At 63.2% G+C, this 14,530-nt stretch carries 15 protein-coding genes; 8 read left to right on the top strand and 7 right to left on the bottom strand.

Going from position 1 to position 14,530, the window contains the following annotated elements:
• Positions 1 to 129 precede the first annotated feature (129 nt).
• The 7 genes from RRF64_RS05910 (at position 130) to RRF64_RS05880 (ending at position 6,647) form a co-directional block, all read left to right on the top strand.
• A complete protein-coding gene (locus tag RRF64_RS05910; protein ID WP_323844897.1) occupies positions 130 to 1,530 on the top strand; it encodes a YihY family inner membrane protein in 1,401 nt (466 codons plus the stop codon).
• Entirely contained in the window at positions 1,478 to 1,921 is a 444-nt protein-coding gene (locus RRF64_RS05905; RefSeq protein ID WP_323844896.1) for a TlpA family protein disulfide reductase, read from the top strand. Before RRF64_RS05910 ends, RRF64_RS05905 begins: the two co-directional genes overlap by 53 nt.
• Positions 1,922 to 2,011: 90 nt before the next feature.
• Positions 2,012 to 3,376 carry an L-cystine transporter gene (locus RRF64_RS05900; protein ID WP_323844895.1) on the top strand — a complete coding sequence of 455 codons (1,365 nt, stop codon included), beginning with the start codon at positions 2,012 to 2,014 and terminating at the stop codon, positions 3,374 to 3,376.
• Between the two features lie 191 nt (positions 3,377 to 3,567).
• Positions 3,568 to 4,140, top strand: coding sequence for a glycine zipper 2TM domain-containing protein (locus RRF64_RS05895; protein ID WP_323844894.1), 573 nt, complete (start codon positions 3,568 to 3,570; stop codon positions 4,138 to 4,140).
• Between the two features lie 66 nt (positions 4,141 to 4,206).
• Positions 4,207 to 4,530 carry a PepSY domain-containing protein gene (locus tag RRF64_RS05890; protein ID WP_323844892.1) on the top strand — a complete coding sequence of 108 codons (324 nt, stop codon included), beginning with the start codon at positions 4,207 to 4,209 and terminating at the stop codon, positions 4,528 to 4,530.
• Positions 4,531 to 4,610: 80 nt separating this feature from the next.
• Complete coding sequence (locus RRF64_RS05885) at positions 4,611 to 5,285, top strand: response regulator transcription factor (protein ID WP_323844890.1); 675 nt, start codon at positions 4,611 to 4,613, stop codon at positions 5,283 to 5,285.
• 12 nt (positions 5,286 to 5,297) lie between these two features.
• Positions 5,298 to 6,647: an ATP-binding protein gene (locus RRF64_RS05880; RefSeq protein WP_323844889.1), complete on the top strand. Its 1,350-nt coding sequence runs from the start codon at positions 5,298 to 5,300 to the stop codon at positions 6,645 to 6,647.
• A gap of 104 nt (positions 6,648 to 6,751) precedes the next feature.
• Here RRF64_RS05880 and RRF64_RS05875 read toward each other — a convergent pair whose 3' ends face one another.
• Positions 6,752 to 7,669: a DMT family transporter gene (locus RRF64_RS05875; protein WP_323844888.1), complete on the bottom strand. Its 918-nt coding sequence runs from the start codon at positions 7,667 to 7,669 to the stop codon at positions 6,752 to 6,754.
• Positions 7,670 to 7,841: 172 nt separating this feature from the next.
• Between RRF64_RS05875 and RRF64_RS05870 the strand changes: the two genes are divergently transcribed.
• Positions 7,842 to 8,723: an AraC family transcriptional regulator gene (locus RRF64_RS05870; RefSeq protein WP_323844887.1), complete on the top strand. Its 882-nt coding sequence runs from the start codon at positions 7,842 to 7,844 to the stop codon at positions 8,721 to 8,723.
• A 65-nt stretch (positions 8,724 to 8,788) separates the two neighbouring features.
• Here the strand turns inward: RRF64_RS05870 and RRF64_RS05865 are convergent, their stop codons facing one another.
• The 6 genes from RRF64_RS05865 to RRF64_RS05840 all read right to left on the bottom strand — a co-directional run bounded on the left by RRF64_RS05865 (position 8,789) and on the right by RRF64_RS05840 (position 14,519).
• Positions 8,789 to 10,627: an acyl-CoA dehydrogenase gene (locus RRF64_RS05865; RefSeq protein WP_323844886.1), complete on the bottom strand. Its 1,839-nt coding sequence runs from the start codon at positions 10,625 to 10,627 to the stop codon at positions 8,789 to 8,791.
• Positions 10,628 to 10,857: 230 nt separating this feature from the next.
• The gene (locus tag RRF64_RS05860) at positions 10,858 to 11,949 is read right to left on the bottom strand and encodes an MJ1255/VC2487 family glycosyltransferase (protein WP_323844885.1); all 1,092 of its coding nucleotides are present in this window, start codon (positions 11,947 to 11,949) and stop codon (positions 10,858 to 10,860) included.
• Positions 11,946 to 12,458 carry a phosphatase PAP2 family protein gene (locus RRF64_RS05855; RefSeq protein ID WP_323844884.1) on the bottom strand — a complete coding sequence of 171 codons (513 nt, stop codon included), beginning with the start codon at positions 12,456 to 12,458 and terminating at the stop codon, positions 11,946 to 11,948. Before RRF64_RS05855 ends, RRF64_RS05860 begins: the two co-directional genes overlap by 4 nt.
• Before the next feature lie 366 nt (positions 12,459 to 12,824).
• On the bottom strand, positions 12,825 to 13,874 hold the full coding sequence (locus RRF64_RS05850) for a saccharopine dehydrogenase family protein (protein ID WP_323844883.1): 1,050 nt from the start codon (positions 13,872 to 13,874) through the stop codon (positions 12,825 to 12,827).
• Positions 13,875 to 13,960: 86 nt separating this feature from the next.
• Positions 13,961 to 14,173 carry a DUF1653 domain-containing protein gene (locus tag RRF64_RS05845; RefSeq protein WP_323844882.1) on the bottom strand — a complete coding sequence of 71 codons (213 nt, stop codon included), beginning with the start codon at positions 14,171 to 14,173 and terminating at the stop codon, positions 13,961 to 13,963.
• 25 nt (positions 14,174 to 14,198) lie between these two features.
• Positions 14,199 to 14,519 carry a DUF3301 domain-containing protein gene (locus RRF64_RS05840; protein WP_323844881.1) on the bottom strand — a complete coding sequence of 107 codons (321 nt, stop codon included), beginning with the start codon at positions 14,517 to 14,519 and terminating at the stop codon, positions 14,199 to 14,201.
• Positions 14,520 to 14,530 lie beyond the last annotated feature (11 nt).

The raw sequence follows: 14,530 nt of genomic DNA, 5'->3' as shown, positions 1-14,530 counted from the left end.
ACAAAAAGCCCCCGGCCTCAGGGCCTTCGCATCTGGCTTATGATTCATAAATGCCTTTTGCCAGAATTTGTTGATGAGCAGGAACCTGACCGAAAGCCAAAACCGAGACAACAATAAACGGAACCTCAAATGACGGAAATGGTGCATCGCTGGCGTCGCTTTTTCACTTCGCTGTGGACGCTGTTCAACGAAAAAAACTGTCGGCAGAGCGCCGCCGCGCTCACCTATATGACCCTGTTTGCCATAGTGCCGCTGGTGACGGTCAGTTACGCCATGCTGTCGCTGTTTCCGGATTTTGCCGGCCTGGAGAGCCGGCTGCAGGAACAGATCTTCTCCCATTTCGTGCCGGAGAGCGGGCGCGAGGTACAGGAATATATCAGCAACTTTTCCGCCCAGGCCCAGCGCCTTACCGGTGTCGGTATCGCCATACTGCTGGTCACGGCGGGGATAATGCTGCGCAATATCGAAGATACCTTTAACTCTATCTGGGATATTCCCCGCGGTCGCAGTGGTGTATCCAGCTTTCTGCTGTACTGGGCAATTCTGAGCCTGGGGCCGATCCTGCTCGGCGCCGGTCTGGCCGCGACAACCTATCTGATCTCGCAGAAAATGTTTTTACCGGAAGGCGACACTCTGGGGGTGCTGCCCATAGTGTTGCGGGTGCTGCCACTGGTCTTTACCGCCATCGCCTTCACGCTGCTGTTTATCGCCGTACCTAACTGTCGCGTGCCAATGCGATACGGCCTGGTCGGTGGCGTTATCACCGCCTTCGCGTTCGAATTGGCCAAAAACCTGTTCGGGGTGATGGTTGCGCGCAGTTCGGTACAGGCCATTTACGGTGCCTTCGCCTTCGTGCCGCTGTTCCTGATCTGGATCTATCTGACCTGGATCATCGTGCTGGCGGGCTGTGTGCTGGTGCGCACCCTGTCCGTGTACCACGCGGCGACCCAGGGCCGGAAGTACTCGGACGTGGTGGCGACGCTGGTGTTGCTGTGGGAATTTTTCAAGAAGTACCAGAGCGGCCAGCCTGTGCGCGATCAGGATATTTCCCGTGCAGGTATCAAGCCCGCGCAGTGGCGGCGCATTCGGCAGGTGTTACAGGACCACAAGGTGATCACCCAGACCGAACGCAACGACTACGTTTTGCAGCGTGACCTGGATTCAATCTCGCTGATGGACTTGACCAACTGGTTGAATCCGGCCCCGATACCCGCCCACAGCCATCGCGAGCTACAGGGCCAGCCCTGGTATGCGGAAGTGGAACAGCGCTTCGCGGATACCCAGCACTTCGCCAGCGAGCAGCTGGATCTGGATCTCGGTGAAGTGTTTCGCCGGGCGATGGAGGCGGAAGCTGCGGCAAAAGATGTGCAGAGTACTCCGGATAAGGGCGGTGAAGAGACGGGCGGGGACGAGAAGAAAAGCAGTAAACGTGGAGGTGGCAGGAGTGGCTCACGCAGTAGCAAGGTCAAAGACGAAAGTGATTCGGCGGGCAGCCTGGCTGTGGTTTCTCGCCGCAATAAGCGCCTGTAGTGGAGGCGGCGATACGCTCGCGACCGTCGACGGCAGGGCCATCGAAACCTCGGATAAAATACTGCTCGTCAACTATTGGGCCGAGTGGTGCAAACCCTGCCGGGAAGAGATTCCCGAACTGAATCACTTCGCCCGCGATGGTGACAATGTTCAGGTCATTGGCATTAATTACGATCGGCTGCCCGCGCAAACCATTCGCGCGCAGGCGGAAAAGCTGGGTATCGAGTTTCCGGTGTTGGCGGCAGAGCCCGCGGGGCGCTGGGGGCAGTCGCTGCCGACGGTGCTCCCCACCACCTTTGTCATCGGCGCCGACGGGCAGTGGCGCCGCTCGCTGGTAGGGCCGCAAACGGTGGAAAGCCTCCGCGCGGCGGTGGAACAGAGTCGCTTATAAAACTATAACAAACGCATCTATAGGGGATTGGCGCGCCGCTGATAGCATGCCGTCATTTCTCTGTATTGCCGGGAGCGGGATCCCCAAGTCATGCAAATCAGTTCGCTATTTCTACTGTTCATTTTCGTTTTTCTGCTCTGGCCCCTGAATCGCTGGCACCGGAGCCGGGAATCACTGGCCCCGGCGGTATTCGCCGGTCTGCTGCTGGGCTTGCTGTTCGGCGGATTGTTGCAACTGGCACGCGGCTGGGGGGCGGTACCTGCGGAAGTCCTGCCGTGGGTAGACATGCTCGGCGATGGCTACGTCAATCTGCTGCACCTGCTGGTGATGCCGCTGGTGCTGATATCCATCCTGGCCGCGGTGGTCAAGGTGAGCCACACCCAGTCGCTGGGAAAAATCAGTATTTCAGTGCTGGCAGTTTTGCTGGGGACTACGGCGATCGCGGCGCTGGTCGGGGTGATGATGGCGAAGTTGTTCGGTCTCTCCGCCGCCGGGCTGGTCGAGGGCGCGCGCGAAGCCGCGCGCGTGGAGGTACTGAACGAGCGCATTGTGCGGGTGAGCGAGCTCAGCATCCCGGAATTGATCAGCTCCTTTATCCCGAAGAATATTTTTTATGATCTGGCTGGCAGCCGCGACACCTCGGTGATTGCCGTGGTGATCTTTGCCGTGCTGCTGGGGCTGGCGGCACTGGCGGTACGCCGGGAATTTCCCGAAGAGGGGGCACAGATCGAGCGCTTTGTCCACGTGGCCCAGGTTTGGGTCATGAAGCTGGTGCGACTGATCATGGCCTTCACCCCCTACGGCGTCATGGCACTGGTGGCCAGCCTGATCGCGAATTCCAGCTGGGCGGACATCGTCAACCTGTTCAACTTCGTACTGGCTTCCTTCGCCGCCATTGCACTGATGTTCCTGGTGCACGGTCTGTTGCTGCTGCTGAATGGCGTCAGCCCGCTGCACTATTTCGCCAAGGTCTGGCCAGTGCTGGTCTTTGCCTTCAGTTCCCGCTCCAGCGCCGCCACCATCCCGCTGAACGTGGAAACCCAGGTCGATGAGCTGCGCAACTCGCCGGCCATCGCCAATTTCTCCGCTTCCTTTGGTGCCACTATCGGCCAGAACGGCTGTGCCGGTATCTATCCGGCGATGCTGGCGGTGATGGTGGCGGTGCCCATGGGAATCGATGTGCTGGATCCGGTGTGGCTGGCCACGCTGCTGGCGGTGGTGGTCATCAGCTCCTTCGGTATCGCCGGTGTCGGTGGCGGCGCCACCTTCGCCGCGCTGGTGGTGCTGCCGGCCATGGGGCTGCCGGTGACCATTGCCGCACTGCTGATCTCGGTGGAACCGCTGATCGACATGGCGCGCACCGCGCTCAACGTCAACGGAGCCATGACGGCGGGCACCCTGACCCAGCGCTGGCTGGGCGATGAGGTCCCGGGGGCGGAAATTATCGAGGGCTAGCAGCCTGCCGGGCGGAAAAATCTTGCTTCCGCGGTCAACCGATACCGCCCGGCGGCGTTATGGAGCAGTGACAACGTAAATCCGGCGCGGCAGCGCCGCAGCGGGCCATATCCAGGCCGGGCCATGGTTCAGCTTCGATTCAGTCCCACTCGCTTACTCTGCTCCCGTCGATGATCAACGGGAGACCGATCATGCAACTTTACAAACAGCTGCTCGCGGGCGCGGTGGTGGCCGCACTGGTGGGTTTCAGCGCCTGCGCCGGCGCCGGGGACAGTGGTTACTACCCCTATCCTGGCGCGGACGAAGGTTACGATTATGCCAATGTCACCGAGGTGACGCCGGTGTACACCGATGTGCAGGTGCGCACGCCCCGCACCCAGTGCTGGGATGAGCAGGTGGCCTATCAGCAGCCCGCCTCGCCCGCCGGCGCGGTGATCGGCGGCCTGATCGGCGCCGCCATTGGCAACAATCTCGGCAAGGGCGGCCACCACCGTCGCCACTATTACCGCCACCACCGCGGTGCTTCTACCGTGGCGGGCGCTGCCGTCGGCGCGCTGGTGGGCAACCAGATCAGCCGCGCCAATGCGCCGACCCAGTTCGTTACCGAGCAGCGCTGCCAGGTGGTGGACGAATTCACTACCCGCCGCGAGCTGATCGGATACGACGTCCGCTACCGTTATAATGGTCGTCACTATCTGACTCGCACAGACCAGCATCCGGGCGATAAAATCAGGGTCCGCGTCGACGTCTCGCCGGCCTTTTGATCAGTCGGCCAACAGAGAAAATCGACCCCGAAGGATCGACTATCGGGTACCCACAGGAGCTGCACCGTGAATTTCAATTGCGCCGTCTTCCGGCCGACCCAGGTATTACTTGTTTTGCTGCTCGGCATTTTCGCCCTGCCATTGCAGGCGGCCGTCGCCTACGAACGGGAGGGTTTCCGAGCCGAAGCGGAGTATTTCCGGGTTCAGCAGCAGGAGATCTCGCGCGATCAGGCGGCGGCCATCGTGAAGCGGCGCTACGGTGGCAAGATTCTGGCGATCTCCGAAGTGCAGAAGGGCGGCCGCACCGTGTACCGGGTCAAGGGCCTGTCGGATAAAAGCCAGGTGTATGTGGTCTATGTGGACAAGCAGAGCGGGCGCATTTCGCAATAGCGGAATCCGCTGAGTCAGGTGCGCAGGCGACCTACACTGCAAGGCGCCGTAGCTGAGATTCGGTAATCCAGGGGGAAAAGATGCGGGCACTGTTGGTAGAAGATGAGGTGCTGCTGCGGCGGCAACTGGCGGAATCCCTGCGCGGCGCCGGCTATACCGTCGACGAGGCGCCGGACGGTGAAGAGGCGCTCTACCTCGGCCGCGAGTATCCCTACGATATCGCCGTGATGGATCTGGGGCTGCCGAAAATGGACGGCATCCAGGTGATTCAGGCACTGCGCAGCGAGGACAAGCATTTCCCGATCCTGATTCTCACCGCGCGCGGCCACTGGCAGGAGCGGGTCGCCGGGCTCGAAGCCGGCGGCGACGACTACCTGGTGAAGCCCTTCCACACCGAGGAGCTGCTGGCGCGACTCAATGCGCTGGTGCGCCGCTCCGCCGGCTTCTCGTCTCCCACGATCAAGGCCGGCCCGATAGTGCTGGACACCAGTTCACAGCGGGTCAGCGTCGGCGACGCCGAGCTGGAGCTGACCTCGTTTGAGTACAAGGTGCTGGAATACCTGATGCTGCATCCGGACGAGGTGGTATCCAAGACCACCCTCACCGAACATATCTACGAGCAGGACTGCGACCGCGACAGCAACGTGATCGAGGTGTTTATCGGCCGCCTGCGCAAGAAATTCGAAGCCGCGGCGCAGCTGAAACCCATAGAGACACTGCGCGGCCGCGGCTACCGCTTCGTCGCGCCGCAGTAAGCGCGGACCCCCATGCCCGCCACTCACTGGCTGAACTCCCTCAAGGGCCGCCTGTCGCTGGTCACCAGCCTGGTGCTGGTCGGCTTCCTGCTGATGATTTCCGGCGTGCTGGAGCACGCCTACCGGACGTCCCTGAACGAGGCCAAGCAGCGCGAACTGCAGCTGTACATCTACACGCTGCTGGCCGTGGCCGAGCCGGACGGCGACCGCCTGAGATTCCCGCCGACCCTGCCGGAGCAGCGCTTCAACCAGCCGGATTCCGGTCTTATCGGCGCCGTTACGGACCAGCGCGGTCGGGTCATCTGGCGTTCCGCCTCGGCGCTGGCGATGCCGCAGTTGCCGTCCCACCCGCTGCCCCAGGGGCGCCAGGCCTTCGGTCAGGTGACCCTGCCCGGCGATGCCGGGCGCTATACCAGCTTCCGCCAGGGGGTCGCCTGGGGGCTGGAGAACGAAAACCAGTTCACCTTTGTCGTCCTGGAGGATGCCGCACCACTGCGGGCCCAGGTAGAACAGTTCCGCTCCATTCTCTGGCGCTGGCTGGGACTCGGCGCGCTGCTGCTGGTGCTGGCCCAGTGGCTGGTGTTGCGCTGGGGCCTGGCGCCGCTGCGTTCCGTGGCACGCGCGCTGCAGGAGATGCAGCGCGGCGGCAGCGACAGGCTGGAGGGCAAGTTCCCGCGGGAGTTGCGGCCGCTTACCGACAACCTCAACCTGCTGATAGAAAACGAGCGCCGCCAGCGGGAAAAGACCCGGCACACACTGGCGGACCTGGCCCACAGCCTGAAGACGCCGCTGGCCGTATTGAAGGGGCTCAACTTTTCCGGTGACCCGCGCAGCGCCTACACGACATTAATGGAACAGGTGCAGCGCATGGACAGCATCATCTGTTACCAGCTGCAGCGCGCCGTCACCGGTTCGCCCAAGTCGATCCTGCGCGGTGTGCCGGTGGCGCCGCTGGTGCACAAGATTCTCGACGCGCTGGAAAAGGTCTACCGGGACAAGCCTGCGGATGTGCGATTGTCTTGCGAGGACGACACCCTGTTTTACGGCGACGAGGGCGACCTGATGGAGCTGCTCGGCAACCTGCTGGACAACGGCTACAAGTACGGTGCCGGCGAGCTGACGGTGGAGATTCACGGTGCCGGCGACGGGCGCAAGCTGCATATCCGCGTGGTCGACAACGGCCCCGGCCTCGACGAGGAACAGTGGCGGGCCGTCACCCAGCGCGGTGTGCGCGCGGACCAGCAGCAGCCGGGGCAGGGCATCGGCCTGGCGGTGGTCACGGATATCGTCGAGAGCTACGAGGGCCAGATTTCCGCGGTGCGACTACCGCAAGGCGGCACCGAAATCACCGTCACCCTGTAACGCCGCCAGCGGTCTCACCCGGTAGGAGCGGCGGGGCGGCCATCCGCCCTTGGCCGCGATCGATTTCACTACCTGCTAAGTGCGATCGCGGCCATGGGCCGCTCCTACTGAACCATTCTTTCCCGAACAGATCCCGGCCTCCAGCGCCTGACCATTTCCAGTCCACCCAGCGACACCGTGTTCCCCAGCAGTACCAGCAACAGGCCGGCAAAGCTCATCACCGTCCAGCGATAGCCCTCGAACCAGGTGGACAGCGTCAGTGCCACCAGCGGGAACAGCACCGTCGCATAGGCGGCGCGGTTGGCACCGATACGGCCCACCAGGGTCAGGTAGGCGGTGAAGCCCAGAATGGAACCGGGAATGGCCAGGTACAGCAGGCTGCCGACATAGATCGGGCGAGTATCCATTTTCCATTCCGTATCGGTAGCAATTACGCAGGCGAGCAGAATCAGCGCGCCGTAGATCATCGCATAGGCGTTGCTGGTCCAGGGCTTGAGGCCCCGCCTGGAGTGGCGCACGGAAATCATGTTGCCGAGCGAAAAGAAATAGGTTCCCAGCAGCGCCAGTCCCAGTCCGAGTGCGGCGCCGCGGTCGAAGTGACCGCCGGCGATACTGTCCCAGAACAGCAGCACCAGGCCGGCGATACCGAGTGTGGCGGCGATGTAGATAGCGGGCTCGGCGCGCTCGCGCCACAGCAGGCGGTTATTCACGGCGTTAAACAGTATGGCCGCGGAAAACACCACCGAGATCAGACCGCTGACGATGTACTGGCTGGCGGTGTAGAAGCAGACAAAATTAAACGAGAACAGGCAGCAGCCCTGCAGCAGGAAGAAGCCGTGATCGCGCAGCGAGGTCCGCTGCACGCGCCGCAGCAACGCCAGCGCCGGCAGGAACAGCATGCCGGCAATCGCAAAGCGGTAGAACGCGGAAACCAGCACCGGCACTTCGCCGAGCTGGAAGTGGATCGCAATCCAGGTGGTGCCCCATAGCAATACGGTGCTCGCATACAGAAACAGGGTCATGGGTTACTCCGATACGCTGATACTGGAGCGACAGGGTAGAGCGGGGCTGCTGAGCGGTCGCGCACAAAGTTGCGCCCTTTAGCAGATTCTTGCGGTTATTGTGTAGGCGCAATTGTTCCCAATGGAATTTGCGATTATTTTTGCTGGCATAGGGTTATCGGGAGGTGTGGCTATGGCAAAGCCGGCCGCGGCAACAGTTCAGCAGGTTCTCGACGGCGCCGGAGCGCGCCGCCTGAATCACTGTCACCTCAACCAGGATTTGTCTCTGGCGCTGTGGGGCAACCGCGGTGTGCGCGTGCACTACCACCAGGTCGCGCACCACACACTTAGCCTGTACCTGCGCGGCGGCTACCGCACCCGGCGGCTGGACGGCCGCCATTCCGATCGCAGTTTTGCTTTTGGCGCGCCGAACAAGCTGTGCCTGATGCCCGCCACGCACGACTCGGAATGGGAAGTGGGCGACTACCAGGAATTTGTGCACCTGTATATTTCCGACGCCGCGCTCCGGCACTTCGCGCTGGAGTCCTTTGACTGCGACCCGCGCCGGGTGGAGCTGCCGGATCTGACCTTTTTCGAGCATCCCCAGATCAGTGCCGCCTGCCGGGCGCTGCTGCGGACGCCCTGGGCAGACGGGGGCGAGCGGCTGCAGCTGCAGCAGGGCGCCTACGAGTTGATGGGGCAGCTGATTGCCAGCTATGTAAAACCCAGCGGCGCCGCCGGGCCGCTCAGGGGCGGCTTGAGCCGGCGTCAGTGCAACCGGGTGCGGGAACTGATTCGGGCACAGTTCGGCGAGCCGCTGAACCTGGATTTCCTCGCCGAGGCCGCAGGCCTCAGCCGTTTCCATTTTGCGCGCATGTTCAAGGTCAGCACCGGCCTGACGCCGCACCAGTATGTGAACAAGGTGCGGGTAGAGCGCGGGCGCGAGATGCTGGGGCTGGGTCTGTCCCAGGCGGAGGTCTCAGCGAACTGCGGTTTTGCGCACCAGAGCCATTTCGCGGCCCACTTCAAACGGCACTTCGGCGTGACGCCCGGGCAGTATTTACGCAGTCTCTGAAGCACGGTTTTGCCCGGGTTCTTGTCCGCTCAAGGTGCCCGTCATACCGGCGCAGGCCGGTTTTCCTAGAACCAGTCCTCATCCATCTCGAAGGGCAGGCTGTTGCCGTTCGCCAGCAGCGCGATCTGCGCGTCTATCTCCGGCAGCTCCCACTCGATGTAGAAGCGCGCGGCCTGCAGCTTGCCGCGGTAAAAGCTTTCATCCTCTTCCGAAGCCACATTCGCCAGCGCGGCGTCCGCCACCAGCGCCTGGCGCAGCCAGATCCAGGAGACCAGTACGCGGCCGAAGACATCCAGGTACAGGGTCGCATTCGCCAGGCCGCGGTCTATATCCCGCTGCATCTGGCCGAGCAGCGACAGGGTGGTGGTGTCCAGTTTTTCCAGGGCGCTCTCCAGTGATGCGGCCAGCGGTGCCAGCGTATCGCTGTCACGGGCCGCCATCAGCGTGTGGCGGATCTCCTCCTGCAGCAGCCGGTAGCTGGCCATACCGTGCGCGGGCACCTTGCGCCCGAGCAGGTCCAGGCCGTGGATCGCCTCGGTGCCCTCGTGGATCGGGTTCAGACGGTTGTCGCGGTACAGCTGCTCCAGCGGGAACTCGCGGATATAGCCGGAGCCGCCCAATACCTGGATCGCCAGCTCGTTGGCCTTCAGGCAGTATTTGGACGGCCAGGATTTGACGATGGGGGTCAGCAGGTCGAGCAGCGCCGCAGCGCTGTGGCGTTGTGCCTCGGTTTCGGCGGTGCGCTGGTCCTCGAACAGGGATGAGGCGTAGAGACACAGGGCCAGACCGCCCTCGACATAGGCCTTCTGCATCAGCAGCATGCGGCGCACGTCCGCGTGGCGGATAATGGGCACCTGTTTCGTTTGCGGATCCCGGTTCGACGGCAGCCGCCCCTGGGGGCGCTCCCGGGCGTACTGCAGCGAGTGGTTGTAGCCCTGGTAGCCCAACACCGCCGCGCCGGTGCCGACGCCGATACGTGCCTCGTTCATCATCTGGAACATATAACTGAGGCCCTTGTGCGGTTCGCCCACCAGGTAACCGACGGCACCGCCACCTTCGCCGCCGTCTTCACCCCCTTCTTCAACCCCCTCCTCACCAAAGTTCAGCACTGTGGAAGTGGTGTTGCGGTAGCCCATCTTGTGCAGCAGACCGGCGAGTTTTACATCGTTGCGTCTGCCCGGCTCGCCGTTCTCGTCCAGCAGGAATTTCGGCACCAGGAACAGGGAGATGCCCTTGACCCCGGCCGGGGCGCCTTGGATTTTGGCCAGCACCATATGGACGATGTTCTCCGTCAGCGACTGGTCGCCGCCGGAGATAAACATCTTCTGGCCGGTGATGCGGTAGCTGCCGTCCGCGGCGGGCGCGGCGCTGGTGCGGATATCGGCCAGGGATGAGCCCTGGTCCGGCTCCGTCAGTGCCATGGTGCCGGCGAAGCGGCCGTCCATCATCGGCGGCAGGAACTGCGCCTTGAGTTTTTCGTCGGCAAAGGCGTGGATCAGGTTGGCGGCGCCCAGGGTCAGGAAGGGGTAGCCGGCGCTGGCCACATTGGCCGCACTGATATAGGCGAGGCAGGTGCGCAAAATGACTTCCGGCAGTTGCAGACCGCCCTCGTCGAAGTCGTAGTGGGCGGCCAGGAAGCCGGCCTCGGCGAAAGCGTCCCAGGCCCGCTTGGTTTCCTCGATCAGGTGCACCTCGTCGCCGTCGAAACGGGGTTCGTTGGCATCACCCTTGGCGTTGTGGTTGGCGAAGTATTTTTGCGCAACGGTCCGCGCGGTTGCCAGGGTGGCATTGAAGATTTCCCGGGAGTGTTCGCGGTAGCGCGGCCGCTGCAGCAGCGTTTCCGTATCGAGAAACTCGTACAGCAGGAATTCGATATCGCGCTCGTTGAGCAATTGGCCGCTCATGGTCACCCCGTCCTATTTCTGTTACCCATTTCGACTAGTAAACGGGCACGGGGAAACCCGGTCAATGACCTGAAAGGTAATTGCAGTTGGCTCGGACTTCATTCGGCGCGGCTGTCGGTGGCCGCCCGGGAAATTTTTACCGTTCAGGTTTTTTCGCGGGCGGCCACCGGCAGCCGCGCCTTGCACCGTGCAGCCGACTGGCTCGGCGCCGCCCGGGCTGCCAATGATTGTTAGCGGCAGGGCGGAAGTTGGTCGGTGGCGGCCTGCGCGACCCGCGTGCCGCTCGCGCCGCGGCCGGGCACTACCTGATCCCAGAGGCTGTCGGCCAGCTCGGACGGTGTCTGGCTGCGGCCACCGGCGATCCAGCGCGCTATCTGGCCGGCCACATCCGGCCACTGAATGCGCACGCCGGCGGGCTGTTCCTGCAGCCAGGCGTTGATGCTGTTGGCGTCCACCCGCTCGACCACACGCGCCAGCTGCAGTTCGCGCAGCGCCTGGGCATTGGCCTCCTGCTCGAACTGGCCGGACAGCGGGCGGGTCAGGATCGGCTTGCCCATGGTCAGGGTCTCGGCGATCAGTTCGAAACCGCTGTTGCAGATCACCGCTTTGGCACTGGCCAGATCCTGCTGGAAGCCGTCGATGGAGGGCGCCTTCAGCTGGATGTTTTCCGCTGTCGGTAAATCGAGGGGCGCGCCGTAGAGCATAAATTTTTGCGGCACTTTCGCCAGCTCCTGCAGCAGCGGCTGATGGTGTTCAAACGGCAGGTAGACCAGAATATGGTCGCCGCTGCCGGCGTCAGCCTGGCCGTGGGGCTGCGCGATCGGCGGCAGTATCGGGTGGCCGAAGTGGTACCAGTGCATGCCGAGGCTGCTGTGTACCGGGGCGAAGGCGCGCATGATGCCGCGCGCCATCCAGTTGAAGCGCGGCGCGGGAATGCGGAAGTTGAACGCGTACTGGTGGCCGAGGCCGAGGCTCTGTTTGCCGCGGCGTTTTGCCGCCCAGGCGGTGACCGGTTCAAAATCGCTGATCACCAGGTCGAAGTCGCCCACCGGCAGTTCGCGGATATCGCGCAGCAGGCGGCTCAGGTTTAACTGCCTGGTAGTGGCTCCAGCATCTATCTTGCCGTTGCGATGGACGAAGGTCAGGCCCTCGCGCCACCAGTAATCGCCGAACGGCTCCATGCTGAACAGTTTGTCCGGGCTGCGGCCGGAGAACAGCCACTGCACCTTCAATTCCGGGTGCTGCTGCAGCGCCCTGGCCATGGCGCGGGCGCGGGAAATATGGCCGTTGCCGGTTCCCTGCACGCCGTAAAGAATCTTCACAGAAAGGCTCCGCTAATCAACAGGCCGACACTGGTGCCCAGGGCGGCGCCGGCGCAGACATCGGTGGGAAAGTGCACACCCAGCCCCACCCGCGAGGTGCCCACGCCGGCGGCCCAGAAGTAGCCCAGCAGCCACAGGGGGCTCAGAGCCTGGGACAGCAGGGTGACGAACAGGAAGGCGCCGGAGGTGTGACCCGAGGGCAGACTGAAACGGTCGTGGGCGATAATCACCGAGCGCAAGCCTGGTATGGCCTGCGGCGGGCGCAGTCGCTTGGTGGTGTTCTTGATGGTCCAGTAGAGGGAGCGCTCCACCGCGAAGGCGGTGCCGCACAGGTAGAAGAACTGGATCGCGGCGGTGGTGCTGGACAGGGCGAATATTAACGGCGAAATCAGGTACAGCCAGCCGTCGCCACTCTTTGACAGCCACAGGTAGCGCCTGCGCGACGCGGGGCGGGACGCCCGCTCTGCCATGTGCAGCACCAGCGATACATCAACACTTTTCAGGGTCAAAGGTAAGCTTCGCATGCCGCCAAGTTACGAAGCTTATATTGCGCTGACTTGACCGATTTGTGTCAGAACCGTGAAATCTGGCGGGCTTTGCCCGCAGGCGGGAATGTGGGTCTGTGTTGGGGCGGCGGGGCGGCCATTCGCCCATGGCCGCGATTGAACTTCGCCGATCAGCCTCCCACTGGGTGCCCCAATCGGCCCCGCTGCCGTTGGCCGTCCGGCAAAAAACCTGATCGGTAAATATTTGCCGGACGGCCAACGGCGGCGGAGCCTTACATCGTGTTGGCCGATTGACGCCGCAATCCGGTGGGAAAGATCGGGGCCATGGGGCGGATGGCCGCTCCGCCGCTCCTACAGAGAGGGATTTGCTCAGTCGATGCCGATCTTGATCAGACTGGATCCTGGCAATCTCTCCACCAGCTCGAAACCGCACAGCTTCGACGGGGTGAAATAGCCACCGGCGCCCTTGTAGTCGAGCAGGAATTCCATCACCGCCAGGGAGCCGCTGACGGTCACGTCGTAGCCGTTGGCAGTTACCACGCGGCCGATCTTGCGCTCGCCGCGGCGGTCGTTGCGCACTTCGCCCCAGACCCAGGTCTGCTGTTCGGAGCGCTTGTCCGCACTGGGGCCGCGCACCGACTTGTCGACCTTGCCCTTGAGCCAGTTCTGTACCCAGTCCATACGCAATAGCCAGCGGAACCTGTTCAGGCGCCGCAGCTTCTTGGCGCGACGCGGGCTCATCGGGATATAGACCTCGATATTCGGAATTTCGGTCGAGTAATAGGCGGTGGCCACATCGCCCCAGGGGATCGCGACGGCGAACTTCTCGCCGCGGCCGAAGTCGATCTGGCGGGTCAGCTCGCCGTGGCCGATGACTTCGATCCGGCCCTGGCGGCGCACGGCGCCGCCGACGCCGAGGCTCTCGATCGAGGTCTTGGCGGTGCCGGGGCTGAAACTGGAATCTGAGTCGAAACCCAGGGTCAGGTGCGTGGCCGAGGGTATTGCCCGGTGCAATGCCGCCGCCAGGCAGTCGGTGGGAATCACGTCGAAGCCGGTACCCGGGCAGAGCACTATGCCGGCAGCCTTCGCCTCCGCGTGCAGCGCGTGGGCGGCCTGATACACCGCCATCTCGCCGGTGATGTCCTGGTAGTGGGTGCCGGCATTGATACAGGCGCGCATCATCGGTTCGGCGGTGGCGGAGAAGGGACCGGCGCAGTGGATGACCACGTCCATATCGCGCAGGCTGCGCTCCAGGGTTTCTGTCGCGTCGAGGCTGACGGCCATGGCCGGCAGCCCGAGCTCCTCCGCCAGCGGCTGCAGCTTTTTCGCGTTGCGCCCGGCGAGCAGCGGACGGTAGCCGCGGGCCACGGCTTCGCGCGCGATCAGCTCGCCCGTATAGCCGTTGGCACCGTAGATCATTATTCTCTTACTCTTCACCGGGTGGCCTTACTCGTTGGATCGGTTGGAGATTTCGGGTGACGCCACCTTAATGGCGTCGCTGCGGACTAGTCAAACGTTTGTAACAGTTCGAAGCGCGGTGTGGCTGTACCGTCCTTTTCCACCTGTTCGGCAAACATTTCCAGCGGCCGCGCCCAGACGCCGTAGGCGCCGTAAAGGGCGCGGTAGATCACCAGCCGCGCGCCGGACTCGCTGTGGGTGGCAACTTCCAGCACTTCATAGAGATTGCCTTTGTAATGGCGATAGATTCCCCGTTGCATGGTCGTACTCAAGTTAAATGGTGGATCAGGCCAGGTGGTGAGCGGAGAGCTGGATCTGGGTGATGCGCCGGCCGTGCAGCACTGCGATACCCGAGTAGCGGTGCTCACCGGTGGAGGTGAATTCAAATTCGTAGCTGCGCTGCAGGCGCACCTGGCCGCGTCCGTCGCGCTTCAGGCGGGTGCGCGCCAGCGCCACGGTGTCATCCAGCAGCTGCACGCCCAGTTGCCGACAGTGGTCGGTCGCCGCGCGGCGCACCTGCTCCTTGGCCGCCATGCCGGCCCAGAAGTACCAGCCGCCGAGGCCGAGCAGGAATAGCCAGAAGAGGTCACTCAGTGAATAGTACATCGGCTTACAGT

This window comes from Microbulbifer magnicolonia, assembly GCF_035117725.1.
Taxonomy (GTDB): Bacteria; Pseudomonadota; Gammaproteobacteria; order Pseudomonadales; family Cellvibrionaceae; genus Microbulbifer; species Microbulbifer magnicolonia.
The sequence above is the reverse complement of the archived record's forward strand: the minus strand, read 5'-3'. Positions and strand labels throughout refer to the sequence as shown.

Bases quoted from the DNA above. Each gene is read 5' to 3' on its own strand.
- RRF64_RS05895 (WP_323844894.1), top strand. From the start codon at position 3,568: ATGCAACTTTACAAACAGCTGCTCGCGGGCGCGGTGGTGGCCGCACTG.
- RRF64_RS05870 (WP_323844887.1), top strand. From the start codon at position 7,842: ATGGCAAAGCCGGCCGCGGCAACAGTTCAGCAGGTTCTCGACGGCGCC.
- RRF64_RS05845 (WP_323844882.1), bottom strand. From the start codon at position 14,173: ATGCAACGGGGAATCTATCGCCATTACAAAGGCAATCTCTATGAAGTG.
- RRF64_RS05885 (WP_323844890.1), top strand. From the start codon at position 4,611: ATGCGGGCACTGTTGGTAGAAGATGAGGTGCTGCTGCGGCGGCAACTG.
- RRF64_RS05880 (WP_323844889.1), top strand. From the start codon at position 5,298: ATGCCCGCCACTCACTGGCTGAACTCCCTCAAGGGCCGCCTGTCGCTG.
- RRF64_RS05875 (WP_323844888.1), bottom strand. From the start codon at position 7,669: ATGACCCTGTTTCTGTATGCGAGCACCGTATTGCTATGGGGCACCACC.
- RRF64_RS05910 (WP_323844897.1), top strand. From the start codon at position 130: ATGACGGAAATGGTGCATCGCTGGCGTCGCTTTTTCACTTCGCTGTGG.
- RRF64_RS05900 (WP_323844895.1), top strand. From the start codon at position 2,012: ATGCAAATCAGTTCGCTATTTCTACTGTTCATTTTCGTTTTTCTGCTC.
- RRF64_RS05850 (WP_323844883.1), bottom strand. From the start codon at position 13,874: ATGATCTACGGTGCCAACGGCTATACGGGCGAGCTGATCGCGCGCGAA.
- RRF64_RS05865 (WP_323844886.1), bottom strand. From the start codon at position 10,627: ATGAGCGGCCAATTGCTCAACGAGCGCGATATCGAATTCCTGCTGTAC.
- RRF64_RS05840 (WP_323844881.1), bottom strand. From the start codon at position 14,519: ATGTACTATTCACTGAGTGACCTCTTCTGGCTATTCCTGCTCGGCCTC.